Origin of the sequence: Halopseudomonas sp., assembly GCF_036960865.1 — a bacterium.
Taxonomy (GTDB): Bacteria; Pseudomonadota; Gammaproteobacteria; order Pseudomonadales; family Pseudomonadaceae; genus Halopseudomonas.
The window spans coordinates 225,719-245,632 of the sequence record NZ_JBALWE010000003.1; the positions used below are offsets into that span (position 1 = coordinate 225,719).

Sequence of the window (19,914 nt, forward strand, 5' to 3'; positions counted from 1 at the left end):
CGCCCTTGTTGTTGTACCAGGTACTGATTACAGCTCGAGGTACTCGAGAATACCCTCAGCCGCCTGGCGCCCTTCCCAGATGGCGGTAACCACCAGATCGGAACCACGCACCATGTCGCCGCCGGCAAAGATCTTCGGGTTGCTGGTCTGGAACTTGTACTGACCAGCTTCTGGAGCCACCACGCGGCCCTGGCTGTCGGTATCAACCTGCTTGTCGGCAAACCAGTCCGCCGGACTGGGTCGAAAACCGAAGGCGATGATCACCGCATCGGCCGGCAATACTTCCTCGGAGCCTGGAATCGGCTCGGGGCTGCGGCGACCGCGCGCATCTGGCTCGCCCAGGCGCGTCTCGACCACTTTCACACCCTCAACCCGATCTTCACCCACAATCGCAATCGGCTGACGGTTAAACAGGAACTTCACACCTTCATCCTTGGCGTTTTTCACTTCCTTGCGCGAACCCGGCATGTTGGCTTCATCGCGGCGATAAGCACAGGCTACCGAGGTAGCCCCCTGACGGATCGAAGTACGGTTACAGTCCATGGCGGTATCGCCACCACCGAGCACCACCACCTTTTTGCCTTTCATGTCGACAAAGTCCTGAGGTGATTTCTCGAAGCCCAGGTTGCGGTTGACGTTGGCAATCAGGAAGTCCAGCGCATCGTACACGCCAGGCAGGTCTTCACCTGGGAAGCCGCCCTTCATGTAGGTGTAAGTACCCATACCCATGAAGACCGCGTCGTACTCGGCGAGCAGATCGTCGATGGCGACATCCTTGCCGATCTCGGTGTTCAGACGAAACTCGATACCCATACCTTCAAAGATTTCGCGACGACGTGACAGCACCGACTTTTCCAGCTTGAACTCGGGGATGCCAAAGGTCAGCAGGCCGCCGATCTCGGGATAACGATCGAACACTACCGGGCTCACGCCCGCGCGAGCCAGCACGTCGGCACAGCCAAGGCCGGCCGGCCCTGCACCAATGATGGCGACCCGCTTGCCGGTGGGAACCACGTTCGACAGGTCGGGGCGCCAGCCCATGGCGAAGGCGGTATCGGTGATGTACTTTTCGACATTACCGATGGTCACCGCGCCAAAACCGTCATTCAGCGTACAGGCGCCTTCGCACAGGCGATCCTGTGGGCATACACGGCCACAGACCTCCGGCAGGGTGTTGGTCTGGTGCGATAGCTCCGCAGCTTCCAGAATGTTACCTTCGGAGACCAGCTTCAGCCAGTTGGGAATGAAGTTGTGCACGGGGCACTTCCATTCGCAATAAGGGTTGCCGCACTCCAGGCAGCGATGCGATTGCTCGGACGCTTCCTCTGGCTTGAACTGCTCATGGATTTCCACGAACTGAGTCTTGCGCACGCGCAGCGGACGCTTCTTCGGGTCTTCACGACCTACGTCAATGAACTGGAAGTCGTTGCTCAAACGGTCTGCCATATCTAAACCTCATCAGTGCAGGACCACCCACAGGTGTTCGCTGCCGAATCTCTATCGCTGACCGCGCGGCAAAAGCCGCCCGGTCGCTGCTGTCCCGTCTTGTTATTGCGGGTTGGCTCGGGTACTTGTCAGAAGTGCGCGCAAGCTTGCCGCCTTGGGCTTAACCAGCCAGAAACGACGAATATAGTCGTCCAGGTTCTCAAGCACTTCAGCGCCCCAGGCACTGTCGGTTTCCGCAACGTACTCGGTCAGCACCTGGGTAAGGTGGCTGCGGTAGACTTCCATCGCTTCACTGCTAATGCGATGCAGCTCGACCAGTTCATGGTTCAGCTTGTCAAAGAAGCTGTTGTCACGGTCCAGTACGTAGGCAAAACCACCGGTCATACCGGCACCAAAGTTGTGCCCGGTGCTGCCTAGCACGCACACCATACCGCCAGTCATATACTCACAGCAGTGGTCACCGGCGCCTTCAATCACCGCGTGGCAACCGGAGTTGCGCACAGCAAAGCGTTCCCCCGCGATACCTGCTGCAAACAGCTTGCCACCGGTCGATCCGTACAGGCAGGTGTTACCAATGATGGACGTTTGCTCGGAGCGGAACGGGCTGCCCTTCGGCGGCACTATCACCAGCTTGCCGCCGGTCATACCCTTGCCGACGTAATCGTTGGCATCGCCTTCCAGATACATGTGCAGGCCACCGGCGTTCCACACACCAAAGCTCTGACCCGCAGTACCCTTGAAGCGGTAGGTGATGGGCGCACCCACCATGCCCTGATTACCGTGCACCTTGGCAATCTCGCCCGAAACCCGCGCACCGATGGAACGGTCGCAGTTGGTCAGACGCATCTCGAACTCGGCACCCGTGCGACCATCGATAGCGGCACGCGCCATCTCGACCATCTTCTCGGCGGTTTCGCCCTTGTCGAATGGCGGGTTGCGTGGCTGCTCACAGAACTGCGGCTTGTCAGCCGAAACGTCCTTGCTGAAAAGCAGCGGCTCGAGGTCCAGATTCTGCTGCTTGCTGGTGCTGCCTGGAAGGATTTCCAGCAGATCGGTACGCCCGATCAGCTCCTGCAGAGTGCTGACACCCAGCTTGGCCAACCACTCACGCGTTTCGGTCGCGACATAGGTGAAGTAATTCATCACCATCTCGACGGTACCGATGTAATGATTATCACGCAGGTGCTCGTTCTGAGTCGCGACGCCGGTTGCGCAGTTGTTCAGATGGCAAATACGCAGGTATTTACAACCCAGCGCGATCATCGGGCCGGTGCCAAAACCAAAACTCTCGGCGCCCAGAATCGCGGCTTTGATTACATCCAGACCAGTCTTCAGACCACCGTCGGTCTGCACCCGTACCTTGCCGCGCAGATCATTGCCGCGCAGGGTCTGGTGCGCTTCGGACAAACCGAGCTCCCAGGGTGAGCCGGCGTAGCGGATCGAGGTAAGCGGCGATGCGCCGGTACCGCCGTCGTAGCCAGAAATGGTGATCAGGTCGGCATAGGCCTTGGCTACGCCAGCGGCGATGGTGCCGACGCCCGGCTCGGAAACCAGCTTGACCGAGACCAGCGCGGCCGGGTTGACCTGTTTGAGGTCAAAGATCAGCTGCGACAAGTCTTCAATAGAATAGATATCGTGGTGCGGCGGCGGTGAAATCAGCGTCACCCCCGGCACGGCATAGCGCAGGCGAGCAATCAGCTCGTTAACCTTGCCACCCGGCAGCTGACCACCCTCACCCGGCTTGGCGCCCTGGGCAACCTTGATCTGCAGCACGTCGGCATTGACCAGATATTCAGGGGTCACGCCAAAGCGACCGGAAGCGATCTGCTTGATGCGCGAAGTACGCTCGGTGCCATAACGCGCGGGATCTTCGCCGCCCTCACCAGAGTTGGAGCGTGCGCCAAGACGGTTCATCGCCTCAGCGATAGCTTCGTGCGCCTCTGGCGAGAGGGCACCCAGCGAGATACCAGCAGAGTCAAAGCGCTTGAAAATCTGCTCCAGCGGCTCAACCTGATCCAGCTCGATAGATGCCTGGTCGTCACGCACCTTGAGCAGGTCACGCAGGGACGCAACCGGACGGTTATTCACCAGCGCAGCGTACTCCAGATACTTGTCGTAGCTGTCGCCCTGAACCGCGTCCTGCAAGGCACGCACAACGTCAGGGTTATAGGCGTGATACTCGCCGCCGAATACAAACTTCAGCAAGCCTCCCTGCTGAATGGACTTGCGCGGGTTCCAGGCTTCCTTGGCCAGCAGCAACTGCTCAGCCTGCAGATCTTGGTAGCGCGCGCCCTGAATACGACTCGCCACACCCTTGAAGCAGACGTCCACGATTTCATCGGCCAAGCCCACAGCTTCAAACAGCTGCGCGCCGCGATAAGAGGCGATGGTGGAAATCCCCATCTTCGACAGAATCTTCAGCAGGCCTTTGGAAATGCCCTTGCGGTAGCTCTTGAACACCTCATAAAGATCGCCGATGACTTCACCGGTGCGCAGCAGGTCCCCCAGCACTTCGTAGGCCAGATACGGATAAACCGCGGTGGCGCCAAAGCCGACGAGCACAGCGTAATGGTGCGGATCGCGGGTAGTCGCGGTTTCGACCAGGATATTACACTCGGAGCGAATACCTACGGTGGTCAGGTGGTGATGAACGGCACCAACAGCCAGCGCAGCGTGTACCGGCAGTTTGCCGGACTCGATCGCACGGTCGCTCAGCACAATCAGGGATTTACCTTCACGCACCGCAGCTTCGGCCTGCAGGGCAATATCGCGCACTGCTTCGCCCAAGGGCAGCGTTTCATCCGCATTCAGATCGATGGTGTGCACGGCAAAGCCGGGGCGCTCCAAATGCATAATGGTCCGCCACTTGGCGGGCGAAATCACCGGCGAGCTGAGAATCGCACGGTTGGCGTGATCAGCCGTTTCTTCGAAGACATTGCGTTCAGCGCCGAGGCAGGTTTCCAACGACATCACGATGGCTTCGCGCAGCGGATCGATCGGCGGGTTGGTGACCTGTGCGAACTGCTGACGGAAGTAATCATAAACCGAGCGTACACGACCGGACAGCACCGCCATGGGCGTATCATCGCCCATCGAGCCGACCGCTTCCTGACCGTTTTCGGCCAGCGGACGCAGCACTTGGTCACGCTCCTCGAACGTGACCTGGAACATCTTCATGTACTGCTTCAGGCGCTCAGCAGACAAGAAGTCAGAGCCGTGATCGCGGTCATCCAGCTTGGCCTGAATACGCAGAGCGTTTTCCTTCAGCCACTTGCGATAAGGATGGCGCGACTTGAGGCGGTCAGCCACGTCGTCGGTATGCAGTACTTCACCGGTTTCCGTATCCACCGCCAGGATCTGCCCAGGACCTACACGGCCCTTGCTGATCACGTCTTCCGGCTGGTAGTTCCAAACACCGATTTCAGAAGCGAGCGTGATGTAACCGTTCTTGGTCACAACATAGCGCGCCGGGCGCAGACCGTTACGGTCGAGCAGGCAGACTGCGTAACGACCTTCGGTCAATACGATGCCGGCGGGGCCGTCCCAAGCCTCCATATGCATGGAGTTGTACTCATAGAATGCACGCAAGTCGGCATCCATGGTCTCAACGTTTTGCCAGGCTGGCGGAACAACCATACGAATGGCGCGGAACAAATCCATACCGCCGGTGATCAACAGCTCCAGCATGTTATCCATACTGGAGGAGTCAGACCCGGTGGTATTAACCAGTGGAGCCAGGCTCTCAAGGTCAGGCATCAGATCATTGGTGAACTTGTTGCGACGCGCGTGCGCCCAGTTGCGGTTAGCAGTGATGGTGTTGATTTCACCGTTGTGCGCGACCAGACGGAAAGGCTGTGCCAGCGGCCACTTGGGCAGCGTGTTGGTAGAGAAGCGCTGATGGAAAACGCTGATCGCGGTTTCCATGCGGTCATCCCCAAGATCCGGATAGAACTTATCCAGATCGGCGGGCATCATCAGGCCTTTATATGAGACGACCTTGTGCGAAAGGCTGCAAACATAGAAGTTGCTATCGGCCTGCATGGCAATCTCGGCCTTGCGGCGCACATAGAACAGCTTGACGCCGAACTGCTGCTCATCAAGGCCTTCGCCAGACACAAACAACTGTTCGATACGCGGCATGCTGCTCAGAGCCAAGGGCCCAAGCACAGTCTCATCGACTGGTACCTCACGCCAACCGAGGCTGGTCAGCCCCTGATCAGCCAACGCATCGGCAAAAGCTTGCCGAGCAGCGCTTGAAGCCGCTTCATCGGCCCCCATAAAGACCATGCCGACAGCATACTGGGCAGGCAAGTCGACAGACAACTGCTCTTGGGCAACTGCGCGCAGGAAGCGATCCGGTTTCTGGATCAGCAGACCACAACCGTCACCGGTCTTGCCGTCGGCGTTGATACCGCCGCGATGGGTCATGCATGTCAGGGCTTCAATAGCCGTCTGGAGCAAGTGATGACTGGGCTGACCTTCCATGTGGGCAATCAAGCCAAAGCCACAGTTATCCTTGAACTGATCAGGCTGGTATAAACCTGCTTTCATAGGCACACTCTCAAAAAACTATTGAATTCAAGCGCTTACGAGAATCAAACAAGAATTGATCTGGCTCGGCGCCGGACAAAAGGGGAGTAATTGTACACAGCAGTCCACAGGGCCACAATTTTTTTTGGGGCCACAATGCCGCATGGACGTATTCAAATGTCGTAAATAGGAAACTTTGCGCTTCACTATAGCCCTAATCGAGGGCCGCATCCACGCCTTTTATAGCGTTAAACTGCCGGCGGGCGGGTGCCCGCCGGCAAGCCCCACTTAGCGTAGAGACCTCTGGATATCACCGAAGCTTCGTGGCCAAGGCTTACTGTTGCGCAGACTTTCAGGCAATGCTGCTACGCCGGACTGCGCAGCCTGACGACCACCATAGCTACCCTGGGTGACCACAAACCAGGGCGCTCCCTGATGTATCGTCTCAAAGTAGCCTATGTCCTTGACCTCTCCGTGCTTAGCGACAAAGGCAATTGCCGCTTGCTCGGAACGAGTTCCCAGTAACTGGACGGTATAACGGTCAGCTGACTGCCGCCGATACCAGTCAGCCTGATGCGCTGCTGCCGTTGCCCCGACCTTGGCGGTATTCGGCTCCGGCAATGGATTCGCTAAAGGCTTCTCGGCTGGCGCAGGCGGCTCCTCAGCCTTCACCGGCTCAGCCACTGCTGCCGGAGGAGCCTCCGGCTGTTCTGCCGTCGCCACAGCGGTCTTCGTCGGCACAGGCTGATCCCCCGCATCACCCTGGGTTGCTGCAATCTCCGGCGCCAACTCTTGCTCCTCAATCCCTGCTCCAGTATCAGCATCAGGCGTCCTGCCGGTGCTAACAGGTCCGGCAGGCAAAGGCGCTTCAGGAGCAGGGGTAGGCTCAACCACTTGGTCGCCACTGAGGCGCACTTCAGGGATCGGCTCAGGTAGCGCCAACACCGTGGTTTCCGGCTCTTGCGGCTTGTCGCCCATATACCATGCAGCGCCAACACCAACCGCGATCAACGCCAATGCAGCCACCGTTCGCAGCGGAAACCCTCCACGGCTCGCACGCTCGGCAGCAGCCACGGGCGCATACTCCATCGCGTCGAGCATGACTTGCCTGGCAATGTTATTTATCTTCCCGGGCCACCCCTGCGAACGCTGATGTATGAGGTCAATTTGCTCATCAGCCAGCAACTCGATTCCCTGCCCAGCGCCCTCAAGGCGCTGGCCGAGATACTCGCGCGTTTCAGCCAAATCCAATGGCTGCAATGCAACAGAATGCAGGACCGCCCCTTCGCCGGCAGACTGAAGTGGAGCCAGCAGAGGCTGCAATTGAAGGTCATCACCAAACAAAAAGACTCGCGGGGCATGCGTCCCCGCCTCTGCGATTTCTGCGAGCATAGTCAGTGCAGACAATTCCAGCGCCTGAGCATCATCCACGACCAGATAAAGCTGAATACCGACCGCTTCACTTGCTTGCGCTTTCTGCAACAAACTACCCACTTCGCGCCCTTCTGCGTTCACTGCTTGGCAGATATAGCTCAGTAGCGCGTCCTCTGCGGAAAACTCTCGCGCAGAGAGCACCACACACTGCACCGCGTCCTTGTTGCTGCTCGCAACCAAGGCTTGGCGCAATAGTGTCTTACCACTTCCCTCAGGGCCCGTGACCACCAAAAGCTGATTGCTATAGCGAGCCAAGTGGTGCAACTCAGCCAGAACCGGCTTGCGCTTGGGCGTGAAAAACTTGAAACCAGGTGTTCTTGCCGCGAACGGATCGTGACTAAACTGGTAGTAATCAAGCAGCCGATCAGTATTGCTCATAGAGTTAAAAGCCTCTTCCCTGTGTGACGTCATGACTGCGTCTCAGCCAGACAGGCGGATAACGCTTCAGTATCAAAGTCAGCCGTTACGGTAGCCTCGCCCCACGCCCTTAAAAGCACCAGCCGTAACTGTCCATCAAGCACCTTTTTATCCACTGCCATCAAGCGTCGAAAATCGTCCTCGGTCATGCCTTCAGGCGGTGCCACGGGCAAACCAGCAGCAGCGATAATCCTACGGCCACGCGCCAACTGCTCGGGGTCAATCCAGCCCATGCGCGCAGACAGATCCAGCGCCATTACCATGCCAGCCCCAACCGCCTCGCCATGCAGCCAGCATCCATAGCCTTCGTGCGTTTCGATGGCATGACCAAAGGTGTGACCCAGATTAAGAATCGCCCTTACACCACCTTCACGCTCATCCGCTGCCACCACTTCGGCCTTGATGGCACATGAACGCATGATCGCCTCGGTAACCAGCGCTGAGTCCAGCGCTCGCAGCCCCACCATGTTACGTTCAAGCCAATCCAAAAAATCTGCATCGCGGATCAACCCGTACTTGATGATCTCCGCCAAGCCCGCGCTGATCTCACGCTCGGGAAGGGTTCTCAAACTAGTGGTATCAATCAACACGGCTTGCGGCTGATAGAACGCACCAATCATATTTTTACCCGCAGGGTGATTGATGCCCGTTTTTCCTCCGACTGAAGAGTCAACCTGCGACAGCAGGGTAGTAGGGATCTGAATGAAACTGACCCCGCGCTGATAGCAGGCAGCAGCAAAGCCCGTCATGTCGCCAATCACACCGCCACCCAAGGCAATGAGCGTCGTTCTGCGGTCGTGCCTGTCGCGTAACAGCGCATCGAAAATCTGCTGCAGCGTGGCCCAGTTCTTGAAAGCCTCACCGGTGGGTAGCACAACACGCGTTATCTGGTAGGCCGCCAGCGCTGCCTCCAACATAGGGAGATACAAGGGGGCAACCGTGTCATCTGTAACGATGCAGACGCGCTTTCCAGCGATGTGAGGGGTAAGCAAATCAGGCCCTTCAAGCAAACCGGCACCAATATAGATAGGGTAACCACGATCACCAAGATCGACATTCAGACACTGCATCCAGCTTCTCCCTGTAATATCCGCAAAGCATACAACATCCCGCCGGAATGCGGATATGGAGACCATTCAAAAGCGCCACACGCGTTGCGGGCTGGCAGACGTAAAGGGAGGGTAACAAGAAGGGAGTATTGAAGCGGCTACAGCTTCGCAAAAAGCTCAGGCTTCCTGCAACTTAGCGATTATGGTGTTAACCACCGTCTTGGGGCCACGTTGGTCCGTTTCGATTACCAGATCAGCGATTTCCAAATACAAAGGATCACGCTTGGCCATCAGGTCCCGCAAAACTCGCTCAGGGTCACTGGTTTGTAGCAAGGGCCGCTGACGGTCTTTGGCAGTGCGTTGCAGCTGTTGATCCACGCTAGTGCGCAAATAAACTACTAGCCCGTTACCCGCCAGAGCCGTGCGATTTGAAGCCCGCATGACCACGCCGCCACCGGTCGCCAGAACGATTCCCCGCTCCTGAACCAGCTCAGCTATCATCGCCTCTTCGCGCTGACGAAACCCCTCTTCGCCTTCAACGTCGAATATCCAAGGAATATCCGCGCCGGTCCGCACCTCGATCTCTCGATCGGAGTCCTTGAAAGGGTATTTGAGCTCTTTCGCAAGAAGACGCCCGATGGTGCTCTTGCCAGCACCCATCGGGCCCACCAGGAAAACGTTATTCAAGCGAATTACCGAGCAAGGGTAATCGCACCGTTATTGATGATGCGGGGAGTCAGGAAGATTAGTAGTTCGTTTTTACTTTCGTTGGTGACATCACGGCGGAAAGCTCGCCCTAGCACTGGGAGGTCGCCCAAAAATGGGACCTTCTCCTGAGAACTCTGTGTCTCACTGGAAAAGACACCCCCGATAACAATGGTTTCACCGTCACCAACCAAAATTTTAGCATTCACCTCGTTCTTTCTTATGGTCGGCACGCCGTTCACTTGCTGGGTAAAGTCGGCCTCATCCTTAGTGACGACGACTTCCATAATGACCTGGCTATCAGGAGTAATTTGAGGAGTGACTTCCAACGAAAGAACTGCTTCAGCAAAGGCAGTTGTTGTAGCGCCGCTTGAGCTGGCCTCTTGGTAAGGAATTTCAGAGCCTTTCAAGATTTTCGCCGTTTCTTTGTCGGAAGTGACAACCTTCGGCTGGGATATGATTTCACCGTTACCCGTATTCTCCATCGCCGAGAGCTGCAAATCGAGGATAGTATTATCGGTGATGAAACCAATTCCAATCCCAGAGGTGGCGCCAAGCACACCCATATCTACAAACGGAGAGTTAGCTTCTCGCTCTGCAATACCGTAATACCCGCCAGTACTAGTGCCGTCCGGCAAGAAATCTGGCGCTTCCCCAATAGAAGTCTCTGTATCCTTACCGAATGCGGTAAACCTGCTTCCCAAATCCACGCTTCCGCCCCAGCGAACTCCGAGAGCCTTATCAAAACCTACGTTCGCCTCAACAATCCTTGCCTCAATCATCACTTGGCGTACTGGAATGTCAAGCTGGGTTACGATACGACGAAGCTCATCCAGCTTATCTTGGGTCTCCAACGCAATGATACTATTCGTACGCGCATCTACAGTTAACGAGCCCCTCTCCGCCTCGCCCGTTGCAGCAGTGACCGAGCGGAATAATTCCGCAATATCAGCGGCGTTTGCATAATTAACCTGAATCAATTCACGACGAAGCGGCGCAAGTTCGGATATCTGCTTTTGAGACTCCAACTCCTGTCGTTCACGGGCGGCGATCTCGTCCGCAGGAGCCACTAGAAGTACGTTGCCCACTTGGCGTTTGTCTAGACCCTTGGTTTTAAGTACCAAATCCAATGCCTGATCCCAAGGTACATTCTGCAAACGGAGGGTGATGCTTCCCTGAACAGTGTCACTCGCAACCAGGTTCAAATCCGTGAAGTCAGCAATCAGCTGCAGTACCGAGCGCACTTCAATATCCTGAAAGTTTAGAGATAGCTTCTCACCAGAATAAGTGAAGGAGTCCGCTCTGCGTTGTTCAGCTTCTGCGCGGGTAAGCGGCTTAAAGCTCACAGTCAAGCGATTATCTGTCTGGTAAACCAGATGCTCATACTGACCAGTGGGCTCAATGACGATGGTAGCGTTATTACTATCACCGGACGCGTTGATGAAATTGACCGGGGTTGCAAAATCCTTAACATCCAACTGAACCCGCAACTCGTCTGGCAAACGAGTATTAGGAAAATTGAGCCTAATGCGCCCACCCTGCTCTTCAACATCTACGCGGATAGACGGGTCCGTCAAATCGACAATAACATTTCCCTCACCTTGCGTACCGCGCTGAAAGTCTAGGCTACTGATGGCTCGCCCTGAGACAGCAGCTGCAGACACAGCAGGCTCGGACTCGGCTCGCCAGCTACTGCTTGTAGTCACGGTAGCTGGCTCCGCGACGGAGCTCGAGACGCTCGTAGGGGTATCGCCGACCAATACAAAAAGGCTATTGCCGTCAGCCCGCGTCGTATAAGGCGCGATATTGGTGAGATTGATAATCAATCGAGTCCGATCATTTGCTTCTACTACAGTGACGCTACGCGCGTTGCCCAAGCCTAGCTCTCGGTTGCGCTCACCTAGCTTGTTCTCCACACCGGGCAAATCCAAGGCGATGCGCGCAGGTTCATCAATGGTATATCCTTTCGGGGAGCCACTAACAGGCTCGTCAAAAGTCAACTTTAACTCGACCCGATCGCCTGGCAAGGTTGCCACATCCATTTTTTGCAAATCTGTGGCTATAGATATTGGACTGGCTAGCAGCATCAGGGCAGCTAGCGACATTTTTCTGGTTAGAGGCATTTGATTGCGTTCCACGCGTGACTGTTTGCAGTTCATGTTATCTCTCCCTGGTTGACCTATCCGCGCTCAGGTAAGCTAAGAGTTCGCGGTCGCTCCAACCAACCCCCTTCACCATCCGGCACGATCTCAACTACATCCACACGGTTTTCCTGTATACCAGTGATACGTCCGTAGTTACGCCCCAGATAGTCACCAATTCTCACCCTGTGAACGCTACCTGCGCCTTGAATCAGGGCCTGCATACCATTGTTGTTGCTAAGTGTTCCTACCATTTCGAAGCTTTCAATGTTAAAGCCTTCAAGAAACTGCTTAACGCGGTTTTCATCAGGTTTGATATCCTGAGAACCACGCTTACGCTGGTCAAGGTCAACCCGAATTGGTGGTTGGAATGGGCTTCTTAGCGATGCAGCGCTATAAGTAAAGGCTTCGTAAGGTTCAAAACGCGGTAACGGTTCTATTTTTCCCGATGGCTTCGCCCGAGTTTCATCCATAAAGCGCTGGAGATCAGCAAATTCATTCCCACCACACCCTACTAGCCCGAAAACAGTCAAAACAGCCAGGGCAGACAAATGCTTATTCATCACTGCTACCCTCCCCGACATCGTTATAACGATAGGTCTTCGCGACAATATTCATCACCAACAAGTCCGGATTGCTCTCGCCTGCAGGTCGGATAGTGAAGTCATTTAGTGTCACAATCCTGGGCAGGCCAGCCACACTGCTTACGAAGGTAGCCAGGTCGTGGTAACTGCCTCGCACCACGATATCTATAGGCAGTTCTACATAGAACTGCTTGGCCACTTCAGGGCTCAGCGTAATGGACTCGAATTCCAAACCGCTATTCAAGCCCATCTGGGTTATATCTTCTAGCAGGCCGGGAACTTCACTATCTTTTGGCAGCTGTTTGAGCAGACCGCTGAATCGTTCCTCAATTTCCGCTAACTGTGCGCGGTAGTCCTCAAGATTCGCGGCGCGAAATGATTTATCCTCAAATTCTTTGCGCAAAGCAACTTCTTGAGCTTCCACCCGCTCCAAGCTGATTTGAAGATCTTTTAAGTGAAATTGGTACCCCAGCCCCAAAAGCACACCCAACACGAGTGCGCAGACGATTACTTTTAGTGCCCCGGGCCAAGACCCTATATTATTGAAGTCCAGATCGTTGAGGTCGACCTTCTTCAGACTTTCCATTGATTGCGAAAAACTCATGGCTGCGGCTCTCCCTCTGCAGCTTTAGCGCGCGGATCCGTTTGCTTAACTGTCAGCTCGAAAACATTGGCTTGATCCAGCGCACCGGAGGTAACAGCTTTAACTGCCGTCAGATTAGGTGCCATTAACCAGTTTGAAGCATCCATTTGACGCATCAGCTTAGAGACCCTGCTATTGGACTCCGCCCCACCAGCAATACTGAGACTACCGTTTTTCATCGACACCGAAGTGAAATAAACGCCATCCGGCAACGTCCTGGTCAGCTCATCAAACACCCTGACGATGATTGGGCGATTGCCCTGTAGGTCCTGGATGATCTTCATACGATCCAGCAACTGCGTGCGCCGCGCCTGCAACTGCTCAATCTCTCTGATACGCGCCTCCAGCAATGTGATTTCTTTTTGCAGGAAGGCATTACGGGCGTTCTGATGATCAATTTTTCCATTCAGATGGCGATCGCCGAGAAATACCAGCGCGCCGGCAAACACAACAACCAGTGCCAGAATGGTCAAGAATTCCTTTTTTCTTTCTTCCCTTAGCTGCTCGCGCCAAGGCAACAGGTTAATGCGAGCCATTAGTCAAAACTCCTCATTGCCAGACCACACGCAATCATCAATGCCGGTGCGTCATTACTGAGCGCTACCGCATCAACCTTGTTCGACAGGGTCATGTTTGCGAAAGGGTTGGCAACCAAGGTAGTCGTGCCGATCTTCTGCTGCACCAGTTGGTCTAGGCCAGGGATAGATGCGGTACCACCTGCAAGCAGAATATAGTCAACATCGTTGTATTGACCGCCCGCGAAGAAGAATTGCAGCGAACGCGATACTTGCTGAACTACCGCGTCCTTGAAGGGCCCCAGCACTTCGCTTTCAAAGTCGTCGGGCAAACCGCCCTGCTTCTTGGCCAAACCAGCTTCTTCCTGCGACAAACCGTAGCGACGCTGTATCTCGTCGGTCAGTTGCTTACCACCAAAGAGCTGTTCGCGGGTATAAATGATGCGGCCTTGGCTGAGCACGTTGAGGGTCATCATCGTGGCGCCGATATCAATGACCGCGATGGTCAGCGCATCATTGCCGTCGTCAAGCTGATGCACGACCAGATCACATGCCCGCTCCATTGCATAGGCCTCAACCTCGACTACTTTCGCGGTAAGCCCGGCGAGCGCTAGAGCTGCTTCGCGGATATCGACATTCTCACGTCGACACGCAGCCAGCAGAACCTCTTCGCGCTCGGCATTGCGGGGGGAGACACCTTGGACTTCGAAGTCGATGGCGACTTCATCAAGCGGATAAGGAATGTACTGATCGGCTTCGAGCTTGATTTGCTCTTCCATCTCATCCGGGTCAAGCCCGGCATCCATTTCGATGGTTTTGGTAATGACAGCCGATCCGGCTACCGCGACAGCAGCCTGTTTCAGAGGCGTTCGTGAGCGCGCCAGGACTTTCTCCAAAGCCTGGCCGACACCCTCGAGCTCGACGATGTTTTTCTCGACCACCGCACCGGGTGGCAAAGGTTCAACCGCATAGGCTTCGACCTTATAGCGGTTACCGGAGCGACTGAGCTCTAACAGCTTCACAGTGGTGGAGCTGATATCGATACCCAGCAGCGTATTCGCTTTTTTCTTGAGGAGCCCTAGCACAGCCAATTTCCTATCAGCATCCGACACTTACGGACGGTTTATGTTTTCCTACATTAAATAACAGTCCTTGTACAAGCGCAAATAGCTAAATCAAAAAAAATACGCTTATAATGCAGACTGCTACACCCTTCAAGAGCAGCAATACTGCTAACTTTCTAATTATTCAGGGAATTCCGCATCCCTTATGCGTTTATTAAAATTTCTCTTCTGGTCCCTTTTAGCGCTGGCTTGCACCCCTGTATTGGTGCTGAGTGGGGTCGCACTCTATCTTAGCCCCGCTTTACCAGATGTTGAAACCCTGCGCGATGTCGAATTGCAAACCCCACTGCGGATATATAGCACAGATAATAAACTGATTGCAGAGTTTGGTGAGATGCGGCGTTTCCCTATAACGTATGACGAGGTGCCTACCACCTTCGTCCACGCACTGCTCGCGGCCGAGGATGACAACTTTCTAAGCCATCACGGCGTCGACCCTACGAGCCTGGTGCGTGCCGCAGCTGAGCTGGTGCAAACCGGACACATTCAAACCGGCGGCAGCACCATTACCATGCAGGTTGCCAAGAACTACTTCCTCTCCAGCAAACGCGTATTTTCCCGCAAGCTGAACGAAATACTGCTCGCCTTGCAGATAGAGCGCAACCTGAGCAAGCAGGAGATCTTTGAGCTGTACGTCAACAAGATCTATCTCGGCAACCGTGCGTATGGGATTGAAGCTGCCGCGCAGGTTTATTACGGCAAATCCATCAGCGAACTGCCGCTGGCCGATCTAGCTATGATCGCAGGCCTACCCAAAGCGCCCTCACGCTACAACCCTATTGCCAACCCTGAACGCACCAAGCTGCGCCGTGACTGGATTCTGCAGCGCATGGTGAACCTGGGCTATATCGACCAAGCCAGTTACGAGGAGGCCGTTGCCACCCCGATTACCGCTCGCAATCACGGCGCAAACCCGGAGATGGAGGCACCTTACATAGCCGAGATGGCGCGCCTTGAGATGGTCGAGCGCTACGGCGAAAAGGCTTATACCCAAGGCTTCAACGTGTATACCACCGTGAGCAGCGACATGCAGAAACTGGCCAATCAGGCGCTGCGCAGCGGCTTGCAGGACTATGATCAACGCCATGGCTATCGCGGCCCCGAAGCGCGCAACCCGGATATTACTCTGGAACAGGGCGCCAGCCTGCTGAAAAAGTACCAGAGTCTCGGTGGCCTGGAACCTGCGCTGGTAACGGCTGTTCACTCAGATAGCGTAGAACTGCTGTTTCGCCGCGACCCGCCAGGCACCATTGGCTGGGATGACATGAAGTGGGCACGTCCCTATCTTAGCGCCAACAGCATGGGGCCGCGCCCGAGCAAACCGGCAGACGTGCTGAAGCCCGGCGATGTCATTCGGGTCAGCCCGGCCGAGGGCGACAACCAGTACCGCCTCTCACAACTACCCAAAGCGCAAAGCGCGCTGGTCGTTCTTGGCCCACAGGACGGCAGCATCAAAGCACTGATTGGCGGCTTTTCATTTGTTGAAAGCAATTACAACCGCGCAACTCAAGCTCGGCGACAGCCGGGCTCAAGCTTCAAACCCTTCCTTTACTGCGCCGCGCTGGACAATGGCTACACTCCCGCCAGCCTGGTCAATGATGCGCCGCTGGTGTTTGTCGATGACTACCTCGACTCGATCTGGCGACCGCAAAATTCGGGCGGCGACTTCCTCGGCCCCATACGCCTGCGCGAAGCCCTTTACCGCTCACGCAACCTGGTCTCCATCCGCCTACTGCAGGATATCGGCGTCGATCATGCGATGACCTACATCGAACGCTTCGGCTTTGCCCGCTCCGAACTGCCACGACACCTGTCTGCGGCGCTGGGCACGTCGGAACTGACGCCAATGCAGATTGCGCAGGGCTACACCACCTTTGCCAACGGCGGCTACGCAGTCAAACCTTATCTGATTGACCGTATCGAGAACCGCTACGCGCAGCTGGTGGACTACTCCCGCCCAGCGGTGACGCCGGCGCAGATGGAGCAGGAACAAGCAAGGCTGGATGCCTATTACCTGCGTCAGCCGGACGGCCCTCTACCGCAGGTGCAGAAAGCCGAGCGGGTAGTAGATCCCCGCACTATTTATCAGCTCAACAGCATGCTACGGGATGTAATTCGTCGCGGCACCGCCGTGCGCGCACGGGCGCTGCAGCGTAAAGACCTGGCTGGTAAGACCGGCACTACCAACGATCAGAAAGACGCCTGGTTTTCCGGCTTCAATCCGGGGCTGGTCGCCACCGCCTGGGTTGGCTTCGACCAACCAAGCACATTGGGTCGCCGAGAGTTCGGAGGCACAGCCGCGTTGCCCGTCTGGATGAACTTCATGGGGCCCGCGCTGGAGGGCGTGCCTGACGAAGAACAGCGCATGCCCGAAGGCTTGCTGACCGCGCGAATTGACCCGGAAACCGGGCGCAGCGCCCCGCCCGGCAGCAGCAACGCTTTCATGGAGATCTTCAAGCAGGAAGACGCACCGCCCCCGTACAGCGAGCTGGAACTGGGTGGTTACGACAGTGAGGGCGCGGTTACGCCACTGGAGCTGTTCTGAGCCAGCGTGCACAGCTGCTGTCGCAACCAGCGGTTGACCGGATCATGCTCGGCGGACTCATGCCAATACAGGTTGAGTCCGATCGAGGGTAACGGCACCGGCAGCTCCAGTAGCCGGTTACCCAACGCCGCATTGACCAGCTCGGCGTGTCGCCGCGACATGGTCAGCAGCAGATCACTCTGCGCCACCACCAGGCTGGCAGCCTGGTAATTCTGGCACTGCTGCACCACTCTGCGCATCAGCCCCATATGCCCTAGCGCCAGATCCTCGTAACACAAGCCGCGCCGCCATGAAGCCACTGCGATGTGCTGCGCCTGCAGATAACGCTCGGTGGTCAATTCGCCTGTAAAGCTCGGCCCCGCCACCACGCACAATGGCTCTGAGAGCAGCTGCATCTGCCGCAAGCTGCCCTCCACCGGGCGCGCGATCTGTACCGCAACATCGATACGCCCAGCGGCCATTTCCAGCTTCAGCTCCGACCAACGCAAACCTGCCGTACGCACCTTGCACCGAGGAGCATAGTGACGCAGATGGGCGATCAAGGGCGGCAGCAGCACTAGCTCGAGCTGCTCGGGCAGGCTCAGAGTGAAGGTGCGCTCATCTCGCTGCGGATCAAAATCATGTAACCCTTCCAGGCTGCGTTGCAGGCGCGCCAAGCTGTCGCTGATGATCGGCGCCAGCCTTTGCGCCAGAACCGTCGGCGTCACCCCACGCCCTTCGCGTACAAACAGTGGGTCAGCAAAATGCTCTCGCAGACGCGCCAGGGAGTGGCTTACCGCAGACTGACTGACATGCAGTATCGCCGCAGCGCGGGTCAAGTTGCGCTCCTTGAACACCACCTCGAATACCCGAAAGAGGTTCAAGTCCATGCGGGAAGCCGATGGCAAACCATTCATTTCATTCATACAAAAAAGCCTTATGGCGGCGCCAAAGCACAACATACCCGCCTTAAATCCGCCTTCACAGACAACCATGAGCAAGAATCATGATTATAGATGAATAACCTTCGCTTCATGCCCGCGCCATAGCAGCCTAAGCTGCGCTCTACAACATCAACAATGAATGAGCACAAAAGAGGACTAGGGCATGCAGGAATCCGAGTACCTGGCAACGCTGCACGCATTGCAACAGGCCGCGTGGCCGAACGGCGCGCCGAGGGTGCCAGTCTACCCGCTGGGCGAGCAACCACTGACGCGCTATCTGCAGCACTGGGCCAAGGTTCAGCCAGAAAAAGTCGCCATTCATTTCTATGGCCACCAGCTCAGCTACGCCGAACTCGACGACCTGAGTAATCGCTTTGCGGCGCTGCTCTATCAGCAAGGCATCAAGCCCGGCGACCGCATCGCGGTGTTCATGCCCAACTGCCCTCAGCTGCATATCGCCTTCTATGGCATTCTCAAAGCGGGTGCCATACACGCCCCGGTCAGCCCGATGGCCAAGGGCATGGAGCTGAGCTATCAGCTCAACGACTGTGGCGCCAACGCCATTGTCTGTTTCGACCAGTTGCTGCCGGTAGTACGCGAAGTCAAAGCCGAGACTGGCCTGCAGATCGTGATTAGCACCAGCCTGTCCGAACTCTGCCCTGCTGCACCGCCGATACCCGTCCCCGACCTGCTGCAAGCCCCCAAGCTGCCGATTACCGACAGTCTCGATCTGCTGCCGGCGCTGCAGTATCTGGCGCCTGCTGAAAACCTGCCGGAGCTGCAGCTCGATGATGTCGCCGCCCTCAACTACACCGGCGGCACCACCGGTCTGCCCAAGGGCTGCATTCATACCCACGGCGACATGCTCTATACCTGCGCCAGCTTCCTGCCCGTGGCACTGGGGTTGGACCCGGAGCGTATCAGCCTCAACTTCATGCCCGAGTTCTGGATCGCCGGCGAGAACGCCGGCCTGCTCTACCCCGTGTTTGCCGGCACTACTCTGGTGTTGCTCGCGCGCTGGGATGCCCTGACCTTTATGAGTGCAGTGCAGCATTACCGCGTCAAGCAAACCGGCCTGCTGGTCGACAGCGCCTCCGAGGTACTCGACCATCCAGAGGTCAGCCATTTCGATTTCAGCTCGCTGCAGACCACCAGCTGCGTCTCCTTCATCAAGAAACTGACGCCCGAGTACCGACAACGCTGGCGCGCACTGACCGGCTGCACGCTGTTTGAAACCAGCTTCGGCATGACCGAAACCCACACCTGCGATACCTTTACCGCCGGGCTGCAGAACGATGATTTCGACCTCAAATCCGCGCCTACCTTCGTCGGCCTGCCGGTGCCCGGCACCGAATTCAAGGTATGCGATTTCGTCAGTGGCGAGCTACTCCCCCTGGGCAGCGAGGGCGAGCTCTGCGTACGCACGCCCTCCCTGCTCAAGGGCTATTGGAACAAGCCGGAGGCCAGCGCCGAGGCGTTGCGTGACGGCTGGCTGCACACCGGCGACAGCGGGGTGATCACCGAACAGGGGTTCATCCGCTATCTGGGCCGGCGCAAGGAAATGCTCAAGGTCAATGGCATGAGTGTGTTCCCTAGCGAGCTGGAAGCTATGCTCGGCCAACACCCGGACATTCTCGCCTCGGCGGTCATCGGCCGGCCGGATGCGCAGCGCGGACAGCTGCCGCTGGCCTTTATCATCTGCAAGCCAGGCAGCCAAGCCACCGCCGACAGCCTGCGCGACTGGTGCAAATCTGCCATGGCGACTTTCAAGGTGCCGGAAATCCGGCTGGTCAACACGCTGCCGATGACCGCCACCGGCAAGGTCAAAAAACAGGAACTACAGGATTGGATCAACTAA

Annotated in this window: 13 protein-coding genes; 2 read left to right on the forward strand and 11 right to left on the reverse strand. The window is 56.6% G+C overall.

Features of this window, described 5'->3' with window-relative positions:
• Positions 1 to 27: 27 nt before the first annotated feature.
• The 10 genes from V7747_RS05630 to V7747_RS05675 all read right to left on the reverse strand — a co-directional run bounded on the left by V7747_RS05630 (position 28) and on the right by V7747_RS05675 (position 14,549).
• The gene (locus V7747_RS05630; protein ID WP_335615080.1) at positions 28 to 1,446 is read right to left on the reverse strand and encodes an FAD-dependent oxidoreductase; all 1,419 of its coding nucleotides are present in this window, start codon (positions 1,444 to 1,446) and stop codon (positions 28 to 30) included.
• A gap of 102 nt (positions 1,447 to 1,548) precedes the next feature.
• A complete protein-coding gene (gltB, locus tag V7747_RS05635; RefSeq protein ID WP_335615081.1) occupies positions 1,549 to 5,997 on the reverse strand; it encodes a glutamate synthase large subunit in 4,449 nt (1,482 codons plus the stop codon).
• A 267-nt stretch (positions 5,998 to 6,264) separates the two neighbouring features.
• Entirely contained in the window at positions 6,265 to 7,821 is a 1,557-nt protein-coding gene (locus V7747_RS05640; RefSeq protein WP_335615082.1) for an SPOR domain-containing protein, read from the reverse strand.
• Positions 7,818 to 8,897, reverse strand: a complete 1,080-nt coding sequence (aroB, locus tag V7747_RS05645) for a 3-dehydroquinate synthase (RefSeq protein WP_335615216.1) — start codon at positions 8,895 to 8,897, stop codon at positions 7,818 to 7,820. Before aroB ends, V7747_RS05640 begins: the two co-directional genes overlap by 4 nt.
• Before the next feature lie 156 nt (positions 8,898 to 9,053).
• Positions 9,054 to 9,563 carry a shikimate kinase AroK gene (gene aroK, locus V7747_RS05650; RefSeq protein ID WP_335615083.1) on the reverse strand — a complete coding sequence of 170 codons (510 nt, stop codon included), beginning with the start codon at positions 9,561 to 9,563 and terminating at the stop codon, positions 9,054 to 9,056.
• Between the two features lie 5 nt (positions 9,564 to 9,568).
• Positions 9,569 to 11,704, reverse strand: coding sequence for a type IV pilus secretin PilQ (pilQ, locus tag V7747_RS05655; RefSeq protein WP_442909186.1), 2,136 nt, complete (start codon positions 11,702 to 11,704; stop codon positions 9,569 to 9,571).
• A 56-nt stretch (positions 11,705 to 11,760) separates the two neighbouring features.
• On the reverse strand, positions 11,761 to 12,285 hold the full coding sequence (locus tag V7747_RS05660; protein ID WP_335615217.1) for a pilus assembly protein PilP: 525 nt from the start codon (positions 12,283 to 12,285) through the stop codon (positions 11,761 to 11,763).
• Complete coding sequence (locus tag V7747_RS05665; RefSeq protein WP_335615085.1) at positions 12,278 to 12,910, reverse strand: type 4a pilus biogenesis protein PilO; 633 nt, start codon at positions 12,908 to 12,910, stop codon at positions 12,278 to 12,280. The genes V7747_RS05660 and V7747_RS05665 overlap by 8 nt, the downstream gene beginning before the upstream one ends.
• Positions 12,907 to 13,485, reverse strand: coding sequence for a PilN domain-containing protein (locus V7747_RS05670; RefSeq protein ID WP_335615086.1), 579 nt, complete (start codon positions 13,483 to 13,485; stop codon positions 12,907 to 12,909). The genes V7747_RS05665 and V7747_RS05670 overlap by 4 nt, the downstream gene beginning before the upstream one ends.
• Positions 13,485 to 14,549, reverse strand: a complete 1,065-nt coding sequence (locus tag V7747_RS05675) for a pilus assembly protein PilM (RefSeq protein ID WP_335615218.1) — start codon at positions 14,547 to 14,549, stop codon at positions 13,485 to 13,487. Before V7747_RS05675 ends, V7747_RS05670 begins: the two co-directional genes overlap by 1 nt.
• Positions 14,550 to 14,733: 184 nt before the next feature.
• On the opposite strand from V7747_RS05675, the gene V7747_RS05680 reads away from it, so the two are divergent.
• Positions 14,734 to 17,133 (forward strand): penicillin-binding protein 1A, encoded by a 2,400-nt coding sequence (locus V7747_RS05680; protein WP_335615087.1) that lies wholly within the window; start codon positions 14,734 to 14,736, stop codon positions 17,131 to 17,133.
• On the opposite strand, the gene V7747_RS05685 is transcribed toward V7747_RS05680, so the two are convergent.
• Complete coding sequence (locus tag V7747_RS05685; protein ID WP_335615088.1) at positions 17,091 to 18,038, reverse strand: LysR family transcriptional regulator; 948 nt, start codon at positions 18,036 to 18,038, stop codon at positions 17,091 to 17,093. The two genes, V7747_RS05680 and V7747_RS05685, sit on opposite strands and share 43 nt — an antisense overlap.
• 181 nt (positions 18,039 to 18,219) lie before the next feature.
• Between V7747_RS05685 and V7747_RS05690 the strand changes: the two genes are divergently transcribed.
• Positions 18,220 to 19,914, forward strand: coding sequence for an AMP-binding protein (locus tag V7747_RS05690; RefSeq protein WP_335615089.1), 1,695 nt, complete (start codon positions 18,220 to 18,222; stop codon positions 19,912 to 19,914).

Bases quoted from the DNA above. Each gene is read 5' to 3' on its own strand.
- V7747_RS05690 (WP_335615089.1), top strand. From the start codon at position 18,220: ATGCAGGAATCCGAGTACCTGGCAACGCTGCACGCATTGCAACAGGCC.
- V7747_RS05685 (WP_335615088.1), bottom strand. From the start codon at position 18,038: ATGAATGAAATGAATGGTTTGCCATCGGCTTCCCGCATGGACTTGAAC.
- pilQ (WP_442909186.1), bottom strand. From the start codon at position 11,704: ATGCCTCTAACCAGAAAAATGTCGCTAGCTGCCCTGATGCTGCTAGCC.
- V7747_RS05670 (WP_335615086.1), bottom strand. From the start codon at position 13,485: ATGGCTCGCATTAACCTGTTGCCTTGGCGCGAGCAGCTAAGGGAAGAA.
- V7747_RS05630 (WP_335615080.1), bottom strand. From the start codon at position 1,446: ATGGCAGACCGTTTGAGCAACGACTTCCAGTTCATTGACGTAGGTCGT.
- V7747_RS05665 (WP_335615085.1), bottom strand. From the start codon at position 12,910: ATGAGTTTTTCGCAATCAATGGAAAGTCTGAAGAAGGTCGACCTCAAC.
- V7747_RS05660 (WP_335615217.1), bottom strand. From the start codon at position 12,285: ATGAATAAGCATTTGTCTGCCCTGGCTGTTTTGACTGTTTTCGGGCTA.
- aroB (WP_335615216.1), bottom strand. From the start codon at position 8,897: ATGCAGTGTCTGAATGTCGATCTTGGTGATCGTGGTTACCCTATCTAT.
- V7747_RS05680 (WP_335615087.1), top strand. From the start codon at position 14,734: ATGCGTTTATTAAAATTTCTCTTCTGGTCCCTTTTAGCGCTGGCTTGC.
- V7747_RS05640 (WP_335615082.1), bottom strand. From the start codon at position 7,821: ATGACGTCACACAGGGAAGAGGCTTTTAACTCTATGAGCAATACTGAT.
- gltB (WP_335615081.1), bottom strand. From the start codon at position 5,997: ATGAAAGCAGGTTTATACCAGCCTGATCAGTTCAAGGATAACTGTGGC.